This window comes from Micromonospora sp. DH13 (assembly GCF_020873825.1).
GTDB lineage: Bacteria > Actinomycetota > Actinomycetes > Mycobacteriales > Micromonosporaceae > Micromonospora > Micromonospora haikouensis.
The window spans coordinates 41,561-60,036 of sequence record NZ_JAHWGR010000034.1 but is presented as its reverse complement, the minus strand read 5'-3'; the positions used below and the strand labels follow the sequence as shown (position 1 = coordinate 60,036).

Here is an 18,476-nt window from a genome sequence, read left to right as displayed (position 1 = left end):
GACAAGGACCTGAGGAGAACTGGTGCCCCTCCCGTCACTTACCCCCGAGCAGCGCGCAGCTGCGCTCGAGAAGGCTGCGGAGATCCGCAAGGCCCGCGCTGAGCTGAAGGAGCAGCTCAAGCAGGGCAAGACCACCCTCGCCGCGGTCCTGGAGCGGGCCGAGGGCGACGACGTCGTCGGCAAGCTGAAGGTCTCGGCCGTCCTGCAGGCGATGCCGGGCATCGGCAAGATCCGGGCGACCCAGATCATGGAGAAGCTCAAGATCGCCGACAGCCGTCGCCTGCGTGGTCTGGGCGAGCAGCAGCGCAAGGCCCTGCTCGGCGAGTTCGCCGCCAACTGAGCCCGGCGGTTCGCCGCCGGCCGCGCACGGCGCCGTGTAGAAACGAGCCGTGAGCACGGATGACGAGGCGCGCCCGGCGGCTCGGCTCACCGTCCTGACCGGTCCCTCCGGGGCCGGCGTGGGCAGTGTCGTCGAGCCGTTCCGGGCGCGTTCTCCGTCGGTCTGGATCCCGGTGCCGGCCACCACCCGGCCCCGCCGGGCGGGCGAGGTGGACGGCGTCGACCGGGTCTTCCTCGCCCCGGCGGCGTTCGACCGGCTGATCGCCGCCGGTCTGTTGCTGGAGTGGGCCCGCATCGGGCCGTACGCCCGCGGCACCCCGGCCCCGCCGGTGGCCGGGCGGCTCGCCGCCGGCCGTCCGGTGCTCCTCCCGCTCGACCTGCCCGGTGCGCTCGCGGTCCGCGCGGCGCACCCCGACGCCCGGCTGGTCCTGCTCGCCCCGCCCGGCTGGCGGCCGGAGGCGGTCGACCCGGCCGGCGACGCGCACGTCGTGGCGCACGACCACACCGAGCGGGCGGTGGATGAGCTGGTAGGCTTGTTCGGTTCTTCCCATCTGGCTCCGGCCCGACCGCGGCGGAGCGGCTGAGTGACCCACCAACCGCGTCCGCGTGGTGGGGCCAGACGAACCGCGTCCGCGCGGTGACGACAGACGCAGAGGTTATTTCGTGGGATCCATCGCCAACCCCGAGGGCATCACCAACCCGCCGATCGACGAGCTGCTCGAGAAGACGACGTCGAAGTACGCCCTGGTGATCTTCGCTGCCAAGCGCGCCCGCCAGGTCAACGCCTACTACAGCCAGCTCGGCGAGGGCCTGCTGGAGTACGTCGGCCCGCTCGTGGAGACCACCCCCCAGGAGAAGCCCCTCTCCATCGCCATGCGCGAGATCAACGCGGGCCTGCTCACCGCCGAGCCGACCGACCAGCCGTAACCGCGCCGCACGCCGATGTCCGCCGAGATCGTCCTCGGGGTCGGCGGCGGCATCGCCGCCTACAAGGCGTGTGAGCTGCTGCGGCTCTTCACCGAGTCGGGCCACCGGGTCCGCGTGGTGCCCACCGCGTCGGCGCTCCGCTTCGTCGGGGCGCCGACCTGGGCCGCCCTGTCCGGCCAGCCGGTCGCCGACGACGTCTGGGCCGACGTGCACGAGGTCCCGCACGTCCGGCTCGGCCAGCGGGCCGACCTGGTGGTGGTCGCCCCGGCCACGGCCGACCTGCTCGCCAAGGCGGCCCACGGCCTCGCCGACGACCTGCTCACCAACACCCTGCTCACCGCCCGGTGCCCGGTGCTGCTCGCCCCGGCGATGCACACCGAGATGTGGGAGCATCCCGCCACCGTGGCCAACGTCGCCACGCTGCGCTCCCGGGGCGTCCGCGTCGTCGAGCCCGCCGTCGGCCGGCTCACCGGCGCCGACACGGGCAAGGGCCGGCTGCCCGACCCGGCGGAGATCTTCGCCGTCGCCCGGCGGACCCTGGCCCGCGGCCCGCACGCCCCGGCCGACCTCGCCGGCCGGCACGTGGTGGTGACCGCGGGCGGCACCCGCGAGCCGCTCGACCCGGTGCGGTTCCTCGGCAACCGCTCCTCCGGCAAGCAGGGTTACGCCTTCGCCCGGTCGGCGGTCGCCCGGGGCGCCCGGGTCACCCTCGTCGCCGCCAACGTGGCGCTCGCCGACCCGGCCGGCGTGGACCTGGTGCGGGTCGGCACCACCGAGGAACTGCGCGAGGCCACGCTCCGTGCGGCGGCCGGCGCGGACGCCGTGGTGATGGCCGCCGCGCCCGCGGATTTCCGACCCGCCACCTACACGTCGGCCAAAATCAAGAAATCGGACGCCGGGGCACCTACGATCGACCTCGTCACCAACCCGGACATCGCCGCCGAGCTGGGCCGGCAACGCCGGCCCGGGCAGGTGCTGGTGGTGTTCGCCGCGGAGACGGGCGACGCCGAGGCCAACGGCCGGGCCAAGCTCGCCCGCAAGCGGGCCGACCTCATCGTCATCAACGAGGTCGGGCCGGACAAGGTCTTCGGCGCCGAGACCAACGCGGCGACCGTCATCGGCGCGGACGGCTCGGTGCACCCGATGGCCGAGCAGTCCAAGGAGGACCTGGCCGACGGCGTCTGGGACCTCGTCGTGGCGCGCTGGCCCACCTTCCCGACCAGTGACCGGGAACCCACCGTTTCAGCGCGGTTAGAGGTCGGATGACTACACTTCCGCGGAACGACTTTTCCATAACTTAGGAGTGCCGTGACACGCCGCCTCTTCACGTCCGAATCGGTCACGGAAGGCCACCCGGACAAGATCGCCGACCAGATCAGCGACGGCATTCTCGACGCACTGCTGGCTCAGGACGCGCACAGCCGCGTCGCCGTCGAGACCCTGATCACCACCGGCCAGGTGCACGTGGCCGGCGAGGTGACCACCAAGGCGTACGCCGACATCCCGACCATCGTGCGGGAGACGATCCTCGACATCGGCTACGACTCGTCGAAGAAGGGCTTCGACGGCGCGTCCTGCGGCGTCAGCGTCTCCATCGGCGCGCAGTCCCCCGACATCGCGCAGGGCGTCGACAACGCGATGGAGCTGCGCACCGGCTCGTCGGAGAGCGCGCTGGACGCCCAGGGCGCCGGCGACCAGGGCATGATGTTCGGCTTCGCCTGCTCCGAGACGCCCGAGCTGATGCCGCTGCCGATCGCCCTGGCGCACCGGCTCGCCCGCCGGCTCACCGCGGTCCGCAAGGACGGCACGATCCCCTACCTGCGGCCGGACGGCAAGACCCAGGTCACCATCGAGTACGAGGGGCTGCGCCCCGTCCGGCTGAACACCGTCGTCGTGTCCAGCCAGCACGCGGCCGACATCTCGCTGGACTCGCTGCTCACCCCGGACGTGCGCGACCACGTCATCGCGCCGGAGCTGGAGAGCCTCGGCCTGGACACCGACGGCTACCGGCTGCTGGTCAACCCGACCGGGCGGTTCGAGATCGGCGGCCCGATGGGCGACGCCGGCCTCACCGGCCGGAAGATCATCGTCGACACCTACGGCGGGTACGCCCGGCACGGTGGCGGCGCGTTCTCCGGCAAGGACCCGTCCAAGGTGGACCGCTCGGCGGCGTACGCGATGCGCTGGGTCGCCAAGAACGTGGTGGCCGCCGGCCTCGCCGAGCGCTGCGAGGCGCAGGTCGCGTACGCGATCGGCAAGGCGCACCCGGTGAGCCTGTTCATCGAGACGTTCGGCACCGAGACCGTGCCGGTCGCCTCGATCGAGAAGGCCGTGACCGAGGTCTTCGACCTCCGCCCGGCCGCCATCATCCGGGACCTGCACCTGCTGCGCCCGATCTACCGGCAGACCGCGGCGTACGGCCACTTCGGCCGGGAACTGCCCGAGCTGACCTGGGAGAGCACCGACCGGGCCGCCGACCTCAAGTCGGCCGCGGGAGCCTGACCAGCAACACGCGCGGCGACCGGCGACCCGCCGACGGGTCGCCGGTCGCTCGCGTCTGTGTCGACGTGCCCCTGGCCCACCTCGACCGCCCCTTCGACTACCTGGTCCCCGCCGAGCTGGCCGACGCGGCCGTCCCCGGCACCCGGGTGAAGGTGCGCTTCGCCGGCCAGCTCGTGGACGGCTGGCTGCTGGAACGGGCCGACGACTCGGGGCACACCGGCAAGCTCGCCTACCTCGACCGGCTCGTCTCGCCCGAGCCCGTGCTCGCCGACGAGGTCGTCCGGCTGGCCCGGGCCGTCGCCGACCGGTACGCCGGCAGCCTCGCCGACGTGCTCCGGCTGGCCGTGCCGCCCCGGCACGCCCGGGTGGAGAAGGAGCCGCACGTCCCGCCGGAGCCGCCCGCGCCCCTGGCCCCGCCGGAGGCGGCCGGCTGGCGGGCGTACCCGGCCGGGCCGGCGTTCCTGCGGGCGCTGACCGAGGGCCGCCCCGCCCGGGCGGTCTGGTCCGCGCTGCCGGGGGAGGACTGGCCCGCCCGGTACGCCGAGGCGGTCGCCGCCACGGTGGCCGGCGGGCGGGGCGCGGTGCTGGTCGTGCCCGACGCCCGGGACCTCGACCGCCTCGACGCGGCGCTGACCGCCGCCCTCGGCCCCGGGCGGCACGTCAGCCTCTCCGCCGCCCTCGGCCCCGCCCGCCGCTACCGCGCGTTCCTGGCCGCCCGGCGCGGGGACGTGCCGGTCGTCATCGGCACCCGCGCGGCGATGTTCGCCCCGGTGGCCCGGCTCGGCCTGGTCGCCATCGTCGACGACGGCGACGACCTGCACGCCGAGCCGCGCGCCCCCTACCCGCACGCCCGCGACGTGCTGCTCACCCGCGCCCGGCTCGCCGACGCGGCCGCCCTGGTCGGCGGGTACGCCCGCAGCGCCGAGGCGCAGCTGCTGGTGGAGACCGGCTGGGCGCGGGAGGTGGTCGCCGACCGGGCCACCGTGCGGGCGCGTACCCCCGCCGTCGCGCCGACCGGGGACGACCCGCAGCTGGCCCGCGATCCCGGCGCGGCGACGGCCCGGCTGCCCAGCCTGGCCTGGGCCGCCGCCCGGGACGCGCTCGGCGCCGACGCCCCGGTGCTGGTCCAGGTGCCCCGCCGCGGCTACCTGCCGTCGATCTCCTGCGCGGACTGCCGCACCCCGGCCCGCTGCCCGCACTGCGCCGGCCCGCTCGCCCTGCCGTCGGCGCGGGGGACACCGGCCTGCCGCTGGTGCGGCCGGATCGCCGCCGCGTACGCCTGCCCGGAGTGCGGCGGGCGGCGGCTGCGCGCGGCCGTCACCGGCGCCCGGCGCACCGCCGAGGAGCTGGGCCGGGCCTTCCCCGGGGTGCCGGTGCGCACCTCCGGCCGGGAGGAGGTGCTCACCACCGTGCCCGGCGGCGCGGGCCTCGTGGTGGCCACCCCGGGGGCCGAGCCGATCGCCGACGGCGGCTACGGCGCGGTGCTGCTGCTCGACTCGTGGGCCCTGCTGACCCGGGCCGACCTGCGGGCCGGCGAGGAGGCGCTGCGCCGCTGGCTGGCCGCCGCCGCGCTGGCCCGACCCGCGACGGCCGGCGGCCGGGTGGTGGTGGTCGCCGACGGCGCCCTCGCGCCGGTGCAGGCGCTGCTGCGCTGGGACGCCGCCTGGTTCGCCGCCCGGGAGCTGGCCGAGCGCCGCGAGCTGGGGTTCCCGCCGGCGGTGCGGATGGCCAGCGTCACCGGCCCGCCCGACGCGGTGGCCGACCTGCTGGCCGCCGCCCGGCTGCCCGAGGCGGCCGAGGTGCTGGGCCCGGTCCCCGCCGACGGCGAGAAGGAGCGGATGCTCGTCCGGGTGCCCCGGGCCCGGGCGGCGGCCCTCGCCGAGGCGCTGCACGCAGCCGCCGGGGCGCGCACTCTCCGTAAGGCCGCCGATCCGGTCCGCGTCCAGATCGACCCTCTTTCGCTGTTCTAGTCGATCGGAGTGGCGGTCACGATCCGTGGTCGCCGCTGCGTGATAGCATCGCCCGTCATGCCCGGGCGCACGACGGCGTGTCGGTACGACGCCACGTCGACGACGCCAGTCAGCCGGTGATCAGGGGTGGACCAGTCGTGACCGTTCGTCAATCGATCGTCTTCAACGGTGACCTCGGCAGCGGCAAGAGCACCGTGTCCGTCGAGATCGCCAAGCGGCTCGGGCTGCGCCGGGTCAGCGTCGGCGACCTCTACCGCCAGATGGCGCAGGAGCGGCAGATGACCGCGCTCCAGCTCAACCTGCACGCCGAGCTGGACCAGGCCGTCGACGGCTACGTCGACCAGCTCCAGCAGGACATCGCGGCCTCCGGCGAGAGCCTGGTCATGGACTCCCGGCTCGCCTGGCACTTCTTCACCGACGCGCTCAAGGTGCACATGATCACCGAGCCGACCGAGGCGGCCCGCCGGGTCCTGGCCCGCCCCTCCGGCCCGGCCGAGAGCTACACCTCGCTGGAGGAGGCCAGGGCCAAGCTGCGCGAGCGCAGCGAGAGCGAGCGGGGCCGGTTCATCGTCCGCTACGGCGTCGACAAGGCCCGGCTGCGCAACTACGACCTGATCTGCGACTCCACCCGGGCCAACCCGGAGCAGGTGATCGGCCACATCATCGACGTCTACGAGGGGCGGCTCGGCGCGGACGTGCTGCGCGACGCCCCGCCGCTGCTGCTGCTCGACCCGACCCGGGTCTACCCGACCGAGGACATCGGTGCCCTGCGCGGCCTGTGGGACGCGGGCTTCGTCGACGAGGTCGCCGCCGCCGGCGACGAGGCGCTGGAGCCCCTGACCATCGGCTTCACCGGGGAATACTTCTTCGTCGTCGACGGCCACCGGCGGCTCAGCGCGGCCATCCGCAACGGCTTCCCGCTGGTGCCCGCCCGCCTGGTCGCCGAGGTCGACGAGCCGGTGGTGGGCGGGACGAGCGCGGCGGACTACTTCGCCGCCCAGGTCCGCCCCGGCACCGTGTACGACTGGGAGGCCGCCCACGGCATCACCCTGCCGTTGCCGGCGCACTGCCTGCTGGCCGGCGACGCCGTGCTCGCCGGCGATCCGGCGCCCGGCGCCTGACCCGTCCCGGTCGCGGGCGGGGGAGGCCCCCGGGCAGTCCGTAGACTGGTACGGCCCTGACCCGCCCGACCGAAGGAGCCATCCCGCGTGACCGTCCAGCCCATCCGTCTGTTCGGGGATCCGGTGTTGCGCACGCCGGCCGATCCGGTGGTCGACTTCGACGCCGAGCTGCGCAGGCTCGTTGCCGACCTCACCGACACGATGCGTGAGCAGAGCGGCGCGGGTCTCGCCGCGCCGCAGCTCGGAGTGGGCCTGCGGGTGTTCACCTTCGACGTCGACGACGTGCTCGGCCACCTGGTCAACCCGGTGCTGGAGTTCCCCGACGCCGAGGAGCAGGACGGCCCCGAGGGCTGCCTGTCCATCCCCGGGCTCTACTTCGACACCAAGCGCCGGCAGAACGTCGTCGCCAAGGGCTTCAACAGCTACGGCGACCCGGTCCAGATCGTCGGCACGGGCCTGATGGCCCGCTGCGTGCAGCACGAGACCGACCACCTCGACGGCGTGCTCTTCGTCGACCGGCTGGACCCGGCCGGCCGCAAGGAGGCGATGAAGGCGATCCGCCAGGCCGAGTGGTATGACGCGGCGGCCCCGCCGACGGTCAAGCTCGACCCGCACGCCGGCAGCCCCTTCGGCCTGGGGCGGTGACCCGGTGCGCCTGATCTTCGCCGGCACGCCGGCCGTCGCCCTGCCCGCCCTGGACGCCATCGCGGCCTCCGGCCACGACCTCGTCGCCGTCGTCACCCGCCCCGACGCCCCCGCCGGCCGGGGCCGGGGCCTGGTCCGCTCGCCCGTCGGGGCCTGGGCCGACGAGCGCGGCGTCGAGGTGCTCACCCCGGCCCGCCCGCGCGAGCCGGAGTTCCTCGACCGGCTGCGCGCGCTGGCCCCCGACTGCGTCCCGGTGGTCGCCTACGGCGCGCTGGTGCCCCCGGTCGCGCTGGAGATCCCCCGGCACGGCTGGATCAACCTGCACTTCTCGCTGCTGCCCGCGTGGCGGGGCGCGGCCCCCGTCCAGCAGGCCGTGCTGCACGGCGACGAGCTGACCGGGGCGAGCGTCTTCGCGCTGGAGGAGGGGCTGGACACCGGCCCGGTCTACGGCACTGTCACCGACGAGATCCGCCCCACCGACACCTCCGGCGACCTGCTGGAGCGGCTCGCCCACTCCGGTTCCGGCCTGCTGGTGGCCGTCCTCGACGCGCTCGACGCGGGCACCGCCCGCGCCGAGCCGCAGCCGGCCGACGGGGTGTCGCTCGCGCCGAAGCTGACCGTCGACGACGCCCGGGTGCGCTGGGGCGACCCCGCGTTCGCGGTGGACCGGCGGATCCGGGCGTGCACCCCCGCGCCCGGCCCGTGGACCACGTTCCGGGGCGAGCGGGTCAAGCTCGGCCCGGTCGTCCCGGTGCCCGACGGCCCCGACCTGAAGCCCGGCGAGCTGCTGGCGGAGAAGTCCCGCGTGCTGGCCGGCACGGCCACCACCCCGGTGGCCCTCGGCGAGGTGCGGGCCGCGGGCAAGAAGGCCATGGCGGCGAGCGACTGGGCGCGCGGCGCCCGGGTCGGCGCGGGGGAGGAGCTCGCGTGACCGGGCCCACGGAGCGACGGTACGACGAGCAGCGCGCCCCCCGCACCGACCGGCGGCCCGACCGGTCGACCGGCGGCCCCCGGGGCGACCGCCCGGCCTTCGGCGACCGCCCGGCCCGGGGCGGCCGGGGCGACGACCGGCGCGGCGCGCGGCCGGCGCGGCCCGCCGTCGACCTGCCCCGGCACGTCGCCTACCAGGCGGTCGCGGCGGTGCACCGCGACGACGCGTACGCCAACCTGGTGCTGCCGGCGTTGCTGCGGCAGGAGCGGCTGACCGGCCGGGACGCCGCCTTCGCCACCGAGCTGACGTACGGCACGCTGCGCCACATCGGCACCCTCGACGCGATCCTCACCGACGCGGCCGGCCGGGACGTGGCCCGGATCGACCCGCCCGTGCGCGACGCGCTGCGGCTGGGCGCCTACCAGCTGCTGCACACGCGGGTGCCGGCGCACGCGGCGGTCTCCTCGACCGTCGACCTGGTGCGCGCGGTCGGCATCGGGGCGACGGGCTTCGCCAACGCGGTGCTGCGCGAGGTGGCGGGGCGCGACGCCGACGCCTGGGTGGCGAAGCTCGCCCCGGCCTTCGAGACGGACCCGATCGGGCACCTGGCCCTGGCGTACAGCCACCCCCAGTGGATCGTGCGGTCCTTCGCCGAGGCGCTCGGCGGCGACCTCGGCGAGACCACCCGGCTGCTGCTCGAGGACAACGAGCGCCCGCCGGTGCACCTGTGTGCCCGGCCCGGCCTGGCCGACCCGGTCGTCCTGGCCGACGAGGTGGGCGGCGCACCGGGGGCGTTCTCCCCGTACGCGGTCTATCTCGCCGGCGGTGCCCCGGGCGACCTGCCGGCGCTGGCCGAGGGGCGGGCGCACGTGCAGGACGAGGGCTCCCAGCTGGTGGCCAACGCCCTCGCGGTCGCCCCGCTCGACGGCCCGGACGCCCACTGGCTGGACCTGTGCGCCGGGCCGGGCGGCAAGTCCGGCCTGCTCGGGGCGATCGCCGCCCAGCGGGGGGCCCGGCTGACCGCGGTGGAGGTCTCCGAGCACCGGGCCCGGCTCGTCGGCCAGGCCACGCGGGGACTGCCGGTGACGGTGCTGCACACCGACGGCCGCACCGTGGGGGCCGACCCGGAGCTGCCGGAGGGGCACTTCGACCGGGTCCTGGTCGACGCCCCGTGCACCGGGCTGGGCGCGCTGCGTCGCCGGCCGGAGGCCCGCTGGCGCAAGCAGCCGTCGGACCTGCCGCCGCTGACCCGCCTGCAGCGGGAGCTGCTGTCGGCGGCGCTGCGGGCGGCCCGGCCGGGCGGCCTGGTGGCCTACGTGACGTGTTCCCCGCACACCGTGGAGACGCACGTGACGGTGACCGAGGCGGCGCGGCGGGCCGGGGTGCCGGCGGACTTCGTCGACGCCCGGCCGCTGCTGCCGGCCGGCATGCCGGGGCTGGGCGACGGGCCGTCGGTGCAGTTGTGGCCGCACCGGCACGGCACCGACGCCATGTTCCTGGCGGTCCTGCGCCGGGGCTGAGCCGAAACCGCGGTGGGGCGGCCCTTCCGGGCCGCCCCACCGCGTCAGCCGTCCGCCGGGTGGGTCACTGCACCGGCAGGCCCTTGGTGCCGACGCCCTTCACCGAGCGGGTGAGGTCGCGGTCGACCCAGAGGAAGCACTGCACGCCCCGGTTGCCGTCCTTCCACTCCTGCTCGAAGGGGTGGTAGAAGATGGTGCCCGCCCGATACTCCAGGTCGCCGTTGTTCGGCACCTTCGCGTACGAGGCGATCAGCGTCCGGCAGCCCTTGTGGATGCGCATCCGGTTCTTGTCGACCTGGGCGAAGGAGATGTCGGGGGCCTGGTAGACGCCGACGAACTCGACGCGGTGCTTCCTGGTGCAGGCGACGGGGGTCATCTCCTGCACGTCGTCCTTCTTGATCTTCGGGTTGAAGCAGCGGTGGGCCAGCGCCGAGGCGCCCTTCAACGCGCCGGCGAGGCTGCCGGTGCGGGGCACGGCGCTGGGGTCGTCGACGCTCTCCACCTCGCTCACGTCGCAGCGGAACCAGCGGGCCCCGCCCGACCAGGCCTGCCGGGACGGGAAGACCGGGGACAGGAACAGCCGCCCCGCGCGCCAGTCGGCCCCGAGGGCCTTGTTGACCTCCCGGTCGCACTCGGCGCGGACGGCCTTCATCCCGGCCGAGCCGGCGGCCGGTGGCGCGCTCAGCTCGGCGGCGGCGCCGGTCAGCGTGCCGACGTGCAGGGTCTCCACCCGGTGCGACGTCGCGCAGTCCACGGGGTTGTAGCCGCTGAGGTAGCCGACGTCGGCGAAGACGGTGTGGCATGTTCCGGCGGCGGGCACGAACTGCGTCGGCGCCGCCATCGTCCGCCAGTCGTCGGCGAGGTCACCGTCCAGCCCGGCCGGCGTGCCGCAGCCGGCCAGCGCAAGCGCCGCCCCCGCCGACACGGCGACCGCCGTCCACCATCGCCGCATCAGTCCGACCTCCCCGTCGCCGGTGGTCGCGAACACCAGCCTCCGTCGCCGGGCGCGCCACGGAGCGGCACTTTACGCCACCGGCGCTCAGCTCGCGGGTAGTCCCTTCGGCCCAGCGCCGCGCATCGACCGGGTGAGCTTGCGGTCGTCGCTCCACAGGAAACACCGCACCCCGCGGTCGCCCTCGTCCCACTCCCGCTGCGACGGGGGATAGAAGATCGACCCCGCCCGGTACGGCAACTCGCTGTTGTTGGGCACCTTGGCGAACTCGGCGATCAGCCCCATGCAGCGGCGGTGCACCTTCTGGTTGGACCGGATGAACTCGGCCCAGGTCATGTCGCGTTCGGTGTAGACCCCGACGAACTCGGCGCGGTGCGGCTCGGTGCACAGCACGGGCGCCATGTAGTTCAGGTTCGCCCCGATCAGCTTCGGGTCGAAGCAGCGGTGGGTCAGCGGCGAGTCGCCGACCATCGCGCCGCGCAGGCTGCCGACGCGGTTGACCGGCCGGGTGTTGTCGATGCTGTCGGTCTCGCTGAGGTCGCAGCGGTACCAGCGGGCCCCGCTCGCCCAGGCCGACGTCGACGGCAGGGCGATGGTGAGGCTCAGCCGGGCCGAGTGCCAGTCGCCGCCGAGCACCTCCCGGGCCCGCTGGTCGCACTCGGCGCGGGCGACACGCAGGACGGGCGTGCCCGCCTCGGGGCGCGGGCCCGCGTCGATGGCCGGGTCGGTGAAGATGCCGACGTGGATCGTCTCGGCCAGGTGGCTGCGGGCGCAGTCCACCGTCTCGTACGTGCCGGCCTGCACGACCGCCGTGATCCGGGGCAGGCACGCGTCGGTGGCCGGGATGAACATCTTCGGTTCCCGCAGCGTCGGCCAGTCGTCGGTGAGGTCGCCGTCTGCCCCGTGCGGGCGGGCGCAGCCGCCCAGCAGCATCACCACCGTGCCGGCCAGCGCCAGCGCCACAAGCCACCGTCGCATCGTCCGCCCTTTCCGGGAGCTGACGGTCGGGCGCCACGGCCCGTGGGGCGTTTCCGCCACCGGGCGTGCAGCTTACGTGACCGTCCTGCATGGAGTCTTGCCGCGTTTCCCTCGATCGGCCAGTCGCGGCTGACTTTTCGTCCGGGATTCCCATCCGGACCGGTTTATCTTGCACCACCGGTCACGGCTGGGTCACAGCGCGTCCGGGAAGGTGCCGCGATGCGGGCGGCTGATGGCCGCATTCGTACACTGACCTCGTGACCGTACCGCCGCCGATCATCGCGCCCAGCATCCTCGCCGCCGACTTCGCCCGCCTCGCCGAGGAGGTCCGTGCCGTCGAGGGCGCCGCGGACTGGTTGCACGTGGACGTCATGGACAACCACTTCGTGCCGAACCTGACCATCGGGCTGCCCGTCGTGCAGAGCCTGCGCGCCGCGACCGAGCTGCCGTTCGACGTACACCTGATGATCACCGACCCGCGCCGGTGGGCCCCCGGGTACGCCGACGCCGGGGCGCACAACGTCACCTTCCACGCCGAGGCGTGCGACAACCCGGTGTCACTGGCCAAGGACCTGCGGGCGGCCGGGGCGAAGGCCGGGCTGGCGATCGACCGGGACACCCCGATCGAGCCCTACCTGGAGCTGCTGCCCAGCTTCGACACGCTGCTGATCATGACGATCAAGGCCGGCTTCGGCGGGCAGCGGTTCATCCCCGAGCTGCTCGACAAGGTGCGCGCCGCCCGCCGGCACGTCGACGCCGGCCACCTGGAGCTGCGCATCGAGGTCGACGGCGGGATCGCCGCCGACACCATCGAGCAGGCGGCCGCCGCGGGCGCGGACGCGTTCGTGGCCGGCACCGCCGTCTACGGCGCCGAGGACCCCGCCGAGGCGGTCCGCCGCCTGCGGGGCCTGGCGGAGCGCGCGACCGCCGGGGCCTGAGGTGGACCCGGCCGACGAGCGACCCGACCTCATCCTCGTCGTCGACGACGACGCCGACATCGCCCGGTTCGTCGAGTTCAACCTGCGGCTGCACGGCTTCGAGGTGATCCACGCCGGCGACGGCCAGGAGGCCCTCGAGATGATCGAGCGGCAGCGGCCCGACCTGGCGGTCGTCGACCTGATGATGCCGCGCGTCGACGGGCTGGAGCTGACCCGGCGGCTGCGCGCCAACCCGATGACCTCCGCCCTGCCGGTGATCATGCTGACGGCCAAGGGGATGACCGTGGACAAGGTCCACGGGCTCAGCGCCGGCGCGGACGACTACCTGGTCAAGCCCTTCGACACCGCCGAGCTGGTCGCCCGGGTCAGCTCCACGCTGCGCCGCAACAAGGAGTTCCGGGAGGTCTCCCCGCTGACCGGCCTGCCCGGCAACTCCCGCATCCGGCGGGAGATCAGCGACCGGGTCCGCAGCGGCGTCGACTACGCCGTCGGCTACGTCGACATCGACCGGTTCAAGAGCGTCAACGACCGGTACGGCTTCGTCCGGGGCGACGAGTTCATCTCCGCCCTGGCCCGCAGCCTGCACCGGGCGGTCGTGGCGATCGGGCTGCCGCCGGCCTTCCTCGGCCACGTCGGCGGCGACGACTTCGTCATCGTCTGCGCCCCCGACCAGGTGCGCCCGCTCACCTCCCGGGCCGTGGTCGACTTCGAGACCGCCGCCGACAAGCTCTACGACCCCTCCGACGCCGCGCGCGGCTACGTCGAGCTGAAGGACCGGCGGGGCAACATCCGGCGGGCCGCCCTGGTCACCCTGTCGATCGGGGTGTCCGTCTCCGACGCCGGCAAGCGCCTGACCAACCCGCTGGACGCGATCGCGGTCGCCTCGGAGATGAAATCCGTGGCCAAGAGCCAACCCGGCTCGTACGTGGCGGTCGACCGGCGACGCAGCCTTTCTTGAATCTTGCCCACCTGTGTGAGGTAGCTCCCCGAGGGCAGACGCGCGGCGGGTGCCGTGCCACACTTCTCGCAGTACCCACCACGCGCTGGCGGGACTCGGTGTAATTCCGAACCGGCGGTGATCCACGGCTGCGGCCGTGGTAAGCCCGCGACCCGGACGGCCCTGCCGCCCGGTGGACCTGGTGAGACTCCGGGGCCGACGGTTGGGGGCGGGCCAACCCACCCCCAGACAGTCCGGATGGGAGACAGCGCGCGGGACGGGGCGGGCCCTGTGCCGACGGCTGTCCTCGGCCGCCGCGTGGGCTCCCCGGGGTCGGCTCTGCCGTCCCCGGACCGCCGCCGCCTGCCCGCGGCCTCCCGTGTTCGCCCGCGCGGACCGGCGAGTGAGAGGGCAGGACAGGGCGATGGCCAGCGTCTCCGTGGACGACGCGATGCGTCGGGCGATCGCGCTCGCGGCCCGTGGCCTCGGCACCACCAGCCCCAACCCCGTGGTCGGCTGCGTGCTGCTCGACCCGGACGGCGAGGTCGTCGGTGAGGGATTCCACGCGTACGCGGGCGGACCGCACGCCGAGATCGTCGCGCTCGCCCAGGCCGGCCGGCGGGCCCGGGGCGGCACCGCCGTCGTCACCCTGGAGCCCTGCGACCACACCGGCCGCACCGGCCCCTGCAGCCACGCCCTCCTCGCCGCCGGCGTCGCCCGGGTGGTGATCGCCGTGCCCGACCCGAACCCGGTCGCCTCCGGCGGCGCCGCCACCCTGCGGGCCGGCGGCGTCGACGTCGAGCTGGGGGTGCGCGCCGCCGAGGCCGAGGCGGGCAACGTCGCCTGGCTGACCTCGATGCGCCGGGGCTGGCCGTACGTCGTCTGGAAGTACGCCGCCACCCTCGACGGGCGCTCCGCCGCCGCCGACGGCACCAGCATGTGGATCACCTCCGAGGCCGCCCGGACCGACGTGCACGCCCTGCGCGGCACCGTCGACGCGGTCATCGCCGGGGTCGGCACCGTGCTCGCCGACGACCCCCGGCTCACCGCCCGCAACCTGCGCGACGGCACCCTGGCCATCCGGCAGCCGCTGCGGGTGGTCGTGGACACGTTCGGGCGTACCCCCGCCGACGCCCGGGTCCGCGACGGCGCCGCCCGGACGTGGGTCGCCACCGCCGCCGAGGTCGGCACCGGCCCGGACGGCCGGGTCGACCTGCCGGCGCTGCTCGCGGAGCTGCACCACCGGGGGGTCCGGGCCGCGCTGCTGGAGGGCGGCCCGAAGCTGGCCGGCGCGTTCCTCGCCGCCGGCCTGGTCGACCGGGTCGTCGGCTACGTCGCGCCGAAGCTGCTCGGCGCCGGGCCGACCGCGCTGACCGACGCCGGCGTGGGCACCATCGCCGACGCCATCGACCTGGAGATCACCGACGTTACGCAGGTCGGTCCGGACCTGCGCATCACCGCGCTGCCCCGGAAGAGGGAGGGCTGACATGTTCACCGGCATCGTCGAAGAGCTGGGCGAGGTCGTCCGGACGGCCGAGACCGGGGGCGACTCCGCGCTGGTCGCCATCCGGGGGCCGCTGGTCACCAGCGACGCCCGGCACGGCGACTCCATCGCCGTCAACGGGGTCTGCCTCACCGTGGTCGACGTCGACGGCGACGTCTTCACCGCCGACGTGATGGGCGAGACGCTGCGCCGCTCCGCCCTCGGCGCGCTGCGCCCCGGCGCGCCGGTCAACCTGGAACGCGCCGCCGCGCTGGGCAGCCGCCTCGGCGGGCACCTCGTGCAGGGCCACGTCGACGGCGTCGGCGCGGTGCTGTCCCGCCAGCCGGCGCAGCAGTGGGAGACGGTCCGCTTCCGGCTCCCCGCCGCCCTGTCCCGGTACGTGGTGGAGAAGGGCTCGATCACCGTCGACGGGGTGTCGCTGACCGTGGCCGACGTCGGGCCCGACTGGTTCAGCGTCGGGCTGATCCCCACCACCCTCAAGCTGACCACCCTCGGCGAGCGCGCGGTCGGCGACGCGGTCAACCTGGAGGTCGACGTGCTCGCCAAGTACGTCGAGCGGCTCCTCGGCGACCGGCTGCCCGGTGGAAGCGACCTGCCGCCCGGTGAAGGCGGGCACACTCCCGGCGGGGGCGGGCGGTGAGCGGCCCGCTCGGCTGGCTGCTGGAGGCCCAGGTGCACGTCGCCGGCTCGCCCGTGCTGGTCCGCGAGATCGTCGGCAACGCCTTCGGCCTCGCCTCCGCCCTGCTCGGGCTGCGCCGGCTGGTCTGGGCCTGGCCCGTCGGCATGGTCGGCAACGCGCTGCTGCTCACCGTCTTCCTCGGCGGGGCGTTCGCCACCCCGCAGGCCCACGACCTCTACGGCCAGGCCGGCCGGCAGGTGTTCTTCTTCGCCGTGAGCGTCTACGGCTGGTGGCGCTGGACGCGCAACCGCCGCGCGGGCTCCGGCGGCGACGACGCGGCGGTCGCCCCGCGCTGGGCCACCCGGCGGGAGCGCCTCGGCCTGCTGCTGGCCGCCGGGGCGGGCACCGCCGCCGCGTACCCCGTGCTGGCCGCGCTCGGCTCGTGGGGGCCGCTCCCCGACGCGTGGATCCTCACCGGCAGCCTGCTGGCCACCTACGGCATGGCCCGCGGCTGGGTCGAGTTCTGGCTGGTCTGGATCGCCGTGGACGCCGTCGGCGTGCCGCTGCTGCTGCGCGGCGGGTTCTACCCGTCGGCGGCCATGTACCTCGTCTACGGGGCGCTCTGCGTCTGGGGCTTCGTCTCCTGGTGGCGCACCTCGCGCGCCGCCCGCCCGGCCCCCGCCACCCTGTCACCCACCTACTCGGAGGTCGTGGCATGACCACCTTCGCCAGCATCGAGCAGGCCGTCGCGGACATCGCCGCCGGCCGGCCCGTCGTCGTGGTTGACGACGCCGACCGGGAGAACGAGGGAGACCTGATCTTCGCGGCCGAGCTGGCCACCCCGGAACTGGTCGCGTTCATGGTCCGCTACACCTCCGGCTACGTCTGCGTGCCGCTGACCGAGGACGAGTGCGACCGGCTGGACCTGCCGCCCATGCACCACACCAACCAGGACCGCCGGGGCACCGCGTACACGGTGACGGTGGACGCCCGGGAGGGCGTCGACACCGGCATCTCGGCGGCCGACCGGGCGCACACCATCCGGCTGCTCGCCGCCGCCTCCACCGACCCCACCGACCTGGCCCGGCCGGGGCACGTGGTGCCGCTGCGCGCCCGCGCCGGCGGGGTGCTGCGCCGCCCCGGGCACACCGAGGCGGCCGTCGACCTGACCCGGCTGGCCGGCCTGCGCCCGGCCGGCGTGCTCTGCGAGCTGGTCAACGACGACGGCACCATGATGCGCCTGCCGGACCTGGAGAAGTTCTGCGCCGAGCACGGCCTGACCCTGGTCACCATCGCCGACCTGATCACCTACCGGCGGCGCACCGAGAAGCAGGTCGAGCAGGTCGCGGCAGCCCGGATGCCCACCCCGCACGGCGTGTTCACGGCCTTCGGCTACCGCGCCGAGCACGACCCGGCCGAGCACGTCGCCCTGGTCATGGGCGACCTCGGCGACGGGCAGGACGTGCTGGTGCGGGTGCACTCCGAGTGCCTCACCGGCGACACGTTCGGCTCGCTGCGCTGCGACTGCGGCCCGCAGTTGCAGGCCGCGCTGGCCCGCGTCGCCGCAGAGGGGCGCGGGGTGGTGCTCTACGTGCGCGGGCACGAGGGGCGGGGGATCGGCCTGCTGCACAAGCTGCGGGCGTACCAGCTGCAGGACCTCGGCCGCGACACCGTGGACGCGAACCTCGACCTGGGGCTGCCGGCCGACGCCCGCGACTACGGCACCGGCGCGCAGATCCTGCACGACCTGGGCGTGCGGTCGATGCGGCTGCTGACGAACAACCCGGCCAAGCGGGCCGGGCTGGAGGGGTACGGCCTGACCGTCACCGGCCGCGAGTCGCTGCCGATCCGGCCGCACCCGGAGAACGTGCGCTACCTGCGCACCAAGCGGGACCGCATGGGCCACCTGCTGGACGAGTTGGACGAGACGCCCGAGGCGCCGCTGGGCCGCCCGGTGGCGAACGACGAGATCGGAGCGTAGGGCGATGGCGGGTTTCGGTGAGCCGGGGGTGGCGGCGGTCGACGCCGCCGGGATGACGGTCGGCGTCGTCGCCGCCCGCTGGCACGGGGAGCTGACCGACCACATGCTCGACCGGGCGGTGGCCGCCGCGCAGGCGTGCGGGGCGCGGGCCGTGGTCGCCCGGGTCGCCGGCTCGGTGGAGCTGCCGGTGGTGGCGCAGGCGATGGCCCGCCGCTTCGACGTGGTCGTCGCCCTCGGCGTGGTGGTGCGCGGGGCCACCGCCCACTTCGACTACGTGTGCAAGTCGGTCACGGAGGGGCTGACCCGGGTCGCCCTCGACGAGGGCAAGCCGGTCGCGCACGGGGTGCTCACGGTGGACACGATCGAGCAGGCCCGGGACCGGGCCGGGCTGCCCGGCTCCGCCGAGGACAAGGGCTGGTCGGCGACGGTGGCGGCGCTGGACGCGGCGCTGGCGGTACGCGGCCTGGACGCGGCGGCGGCTCACCGGGTCGGCTTCGGCCACTGACCCGCCTCGGCCCGGCCCGCCCGTCCCGCCCGCTGGCTGGGCTGGGCGGGGGCAGCCTGGCTGGGCTGGGCTGGGCGGGCGTTTGGGCGTCGGGCTGGGCGGGCGTT

Annotated in this window: 19 protein-coding genes; 17 read left to right on the top strand and 2 right to left on the bottom strand. The window is 75.2% G+C overall.

Annotation, left to right across the window (positions count from 1 at the left end; all coding sequences use genetic code 11):
* Window positions 1-22 precede the first annotated feature (22 nt).
* The 10 genes from mihF (at window position 23) to LPA42_RS26850 (ending at window position 9,955) form a co-directional block, all read left to right on the top strand.
* The gene (mihF, locus tag LPA42_RS26895; protein WP_007075824.1) at window positions 23-340 is read left to right on the top strand and encodes an integration host factor, actinobacterial type; all 318 of its coding nucleotides are present in this window, start codon (window positions 23-25) and stop codon (window positions 338-340) included.
* 49 nt (window positions 341-389) lie between these two features.
* On the top strand, window positions 390-923 hold the full coding sequence (locus LPA42_RS26890) for a guanylate kinase (RefSeq protein WP_077939414.1): 534 nt from the start codon (window positions 390-392) through the stop codon (window positions 921-923).
* A gap of 79 nt (window positions 924-1,002) precedes the next feature.
* Window positions 1,003-1,266 (top strand): DNA-directed RNA polymerase subunit omega, encoded by a 264-nt coding sequence (rpoZ, locus tag LPA42_RS26885; protein WP_007075826.1) that lies wholly within the window; start codon window positions 1,003-1,005, stop codon window positions 1,264-1,266.
* A gap of 15 nt (window positions 1,267-1,281) precedes the next feature.
* On the top strand, window positions 1,282-2,532 hold the full coding sequence (gene coaBC, locus LPA42_RS26880; RefSeq protein WP_077939415.1) for a bifunctional phosphopantothenoylcysteine decarboxylase/phosphopantothenate--cysteine ligase CoaBC: 1,251 nt from the start codon (window positions 1,282-1,284) through the stop codon (window positions 2,530-2,532).
* A gap of 42 nt (window positions 2,533-2,574) precedes the next feature.
* Window positions 2,575-3,768, top strand: coding sequence for a methionine adenosyltransferase (metK, locus tag LPA42_RS26875; protein WP_043967984.1), 1,194 nt, complete (start codon window positions 2,575-2,577; stop codon window positions 3,766-3,768).
* Window positions 3,765-5,738 (top strand): primosomal protein N', encoded by a 1,974-nt coding sequence (locus LPA42_RS26870; RefSeq protein WP_077939416.1) that lies wholly within the window; start codon window positions 3,765-3,767, stop codon window positions 5,736-5,738. The genes metK and LPA42_RS26870 overlap by 4 nt, the downstream gene beginning before the upstream one ends.
* Before the next feature lie 137 nt (window positions 5,739-5,875).
* Complete coding sequence (locus LPA42_RS26865; protein WP_077939417.1) at window positions 5,876-6,859, top strand: AAA family ATPase; 984 nt, start codon at window positions 5,876-5,878, stop codon at window positions 6,857-6,859.
* Between the two features lie 87 nt (window positions 6,860-6,946).
* Window positions 6,947-7,504 (top strand): peptide deformylase, encoded by a 558-nt coding sequence (def, locus tag LPA42_RS26860; protein WP_077939418.1) that lies wholly within the window; start codon window positions 6,947-6,949, stop codon window positions 7,502-7,504.
* Window positions 7,505-7,508: 4 nt separating this feature from the next.
* The gene (fmt, locus tag LPA42_RS26855; RefSeq protein ID WP_077939419.1) at window positions 7,509-8,435 is read left to right on the top strand and encodes a methionyl-tRNA formyltransferase; all 927 of its coding nucleotides are present in this window, start codon (window positions 7,509-7,511) and stop codon (window positions 8,433-8,435) included.
* Window positions 8,432-9,955 carry an RsmB/NOP family class I SAM-dependent RNA methyltransferase gene (locus LPA42_RS26850; RefSeq protein WP_077939420.1) on the top strand — a complete coding sequence of 508 codons (1,524 nt, stop codon included), beginning with the start codon at window positions 8,432-8,434 and terminating at the stop codon, window positions 9,953-9,955. Before fmt ends, LPA42_RS26850 begins: the two co-directional genes overlap by 4 nt.
* A gap of 64 nt (window positions 9,956-10,019) precedes the next feature.
* On the opposite strand, the gene LPA42_RS26845 is transcribed toward LPA42_RS26850, so the two are convergent.
* Both LPA42_RS26845 and LPA42_RS26840 read right to left on the bottom strand, forming a co-directional pair.
* Window positions 10,020-10,907 (bottom strand): septum formation family protein, encoded by an 888-nt coding sequence (locus tag LPA42_RS26845; RefSeq protein ID WP_077939429.1) that lies wholly within the window; start codon window positions 10,905-10,907, stop codon window positions 10,020-10,022.
* A gap of 87 nt (window positions 10,908-10,994) precedes the next feature.
* A complete protein-coding gene (locus LPA42_RS26840) occupies window positions 10,995-11,885 on the bottom strand; it encodes a septum formation family protein (protein WP_077939421.1) in 891 nt (296 codons plus the stop codon).
* A 257-nt stretch (window positions 11,886-12,142) separates the two neighbouring features.
* Here LPA42_RS26840 and rpe point away from each other — a divergent pair, with 257 nt between their 5' ends.
* The 7 genes from rpe to ribH all read left to right on the top strand — a co-directional run bounded on the left by rpe (window position 12,143) and on the right by ribH (window position 18,369).
* Window positions 12,143-12,823, top strand: a complete 681-nt coding sequence (gene rpe, locus LPA42_RS26835; protein WP_043967995.1) for a ribulose-phosphate 3-epimerase — start codon at window positions 12,143-12,145, stop codon at window positions 12,821-12,823.
* A gap of 1 nt (window position 12,824) precedes the next feature.
* Complete coding sequence (locus LPA42_RS26830; protein ID WP_077939422.1) at window positions 12,825-13,781, top strand: response regulator; 957 nt, start codon at window positions 12,825-12,827, stop codon at window positions 13,779-13,781.
* 403 nt (window positions 13,782-14,184) lie between these two features.
* Complete coding sequence (ribD, locus tag LPA42_RS26825) at window positions 14,185-15,246, top strand: bifunctional diaminohydroxyphosphoribosylaminopyrimidine deaminase/5-amino-6-(5-phosphoribosylamino)uracil reductase RibD (protein WP_077939423.1); 1,062 nt, start codon at window positions 14,185-14,187, stop codon at window positions 15,244-15,246.
* Between the two features lies 1 nt (window position 15,247).
* The gene (locus LPA42_RS26820) at window positions 15,248-15,904 is read left to right on the top strand and encodes a riboflavin synthase (RefSeq protein ID WP_077939424.1); all 657 of its coding nucleotides are present in this window, start codon (window positions 15,248-15,250) and stop codon (window positions 15,902-15,904) included.
* Window positions 15,901-16,602, top strand: coding sequence for a nicotinamide riboside transporter PnuC (gene pnuC, locus LPA42_RS26815; RefSeq protein ID WP_077939425.1), 702 nt, complete (start codon window positions 15,901-15,903; stop codon window positions 16,600-16,602). Before LPA42_RS26820 ends, pnuC begins: the two co-directional genes overlap by 4 nt.
* Window positions 16,599-17,864 carry a bifunctional 3,4-dihydroxy-2-butanone-4-phosphate synthase/GTP cyclohydrolase II gene (locus tag LPA42_RS26810; RefSeq protein WP_077939426.1) on the top strand — a complete coding sequence of 422 codons (1,266 nt, stop codon included), beginning with the start codon at window positions 16,599-16,601 and terminating at the stop codon, window positions 17,862-17,864. Before pnuC ends, LPA42_RS26810 begins: the two co-directional genes overlap by 4 nt.
* Before the next feature lie 4 nt (window positions 17,865-17,868).
* Window positions 17,869-18,369, top strand: coding sequence for a 6,7-dimethyl-8-ribityllumazine synthase (gene ribH, locus LPA42_RS26805; protein ID WP_074478643.1), 501 nt, complete (start codon window positions 17,869-17,871; stop codon window positions 18,367-18,369).
* The last annotated feature ends 107 nt before the right edge of the window (window positions 18,370-18,476 follow it).

What these genes read in the sequence shown, in the direction of transcription:
- coaBC (WP_077939415.1), top strand. Translation starts at nt 1,282, where the DNA reads ATGTCCGCCGAGATCGTCCTCGGGGTCGGCGGCGGCATCGCCGCCTAC.
- ribD (WP_077939423.1), top strand. Translation starts at nt 14,185, where the DNA reads ATGGCCAGCGTCTCCGTGGACGACGCGATGCGTCGGGCGATCGCGCTC.
- LPA42_RS26810 (WP_077939426.1), top strand. Translation starts at nt 16,599, where the DNA reads ATGACCACCTTCGCCAGCATCGAGCAGGCCGTCGCGGACATCGCCGCC.
- LPA42_RS26845 (WP_077939429.1), bottom strand. Translation starts at nt 10,907, where the DNA reads ATGCGGCGATGGTGGACGGCGGTCGCCGTGTCGGCGGGGGCGGCGCTT.
- ribH (WP_074478643.1), top strand. Translation starts at nt 17,869, where the DNA reads ATGGCGGGTTTCGGTGAGCCGGGGGTGGCGGCGGTCGACGCCGCCGGG.
- LPA42_RS26820 (WP_077939424.1), top strand. Translation starts at nt 15,248, where the DNA reads ATGTTCACCGGCATCGTCGAAGAGCTGGGCGAGGTCGTCCGGACGGCC.
- LPA42_RS26840 (WP_077939421.1), bottom strand. Translation starts at nt 11,885, where the DNA reads ATGCGACGGTGGCTTGTGGCGCTGGCGCTGGCCGGCACGGTGGTGATG.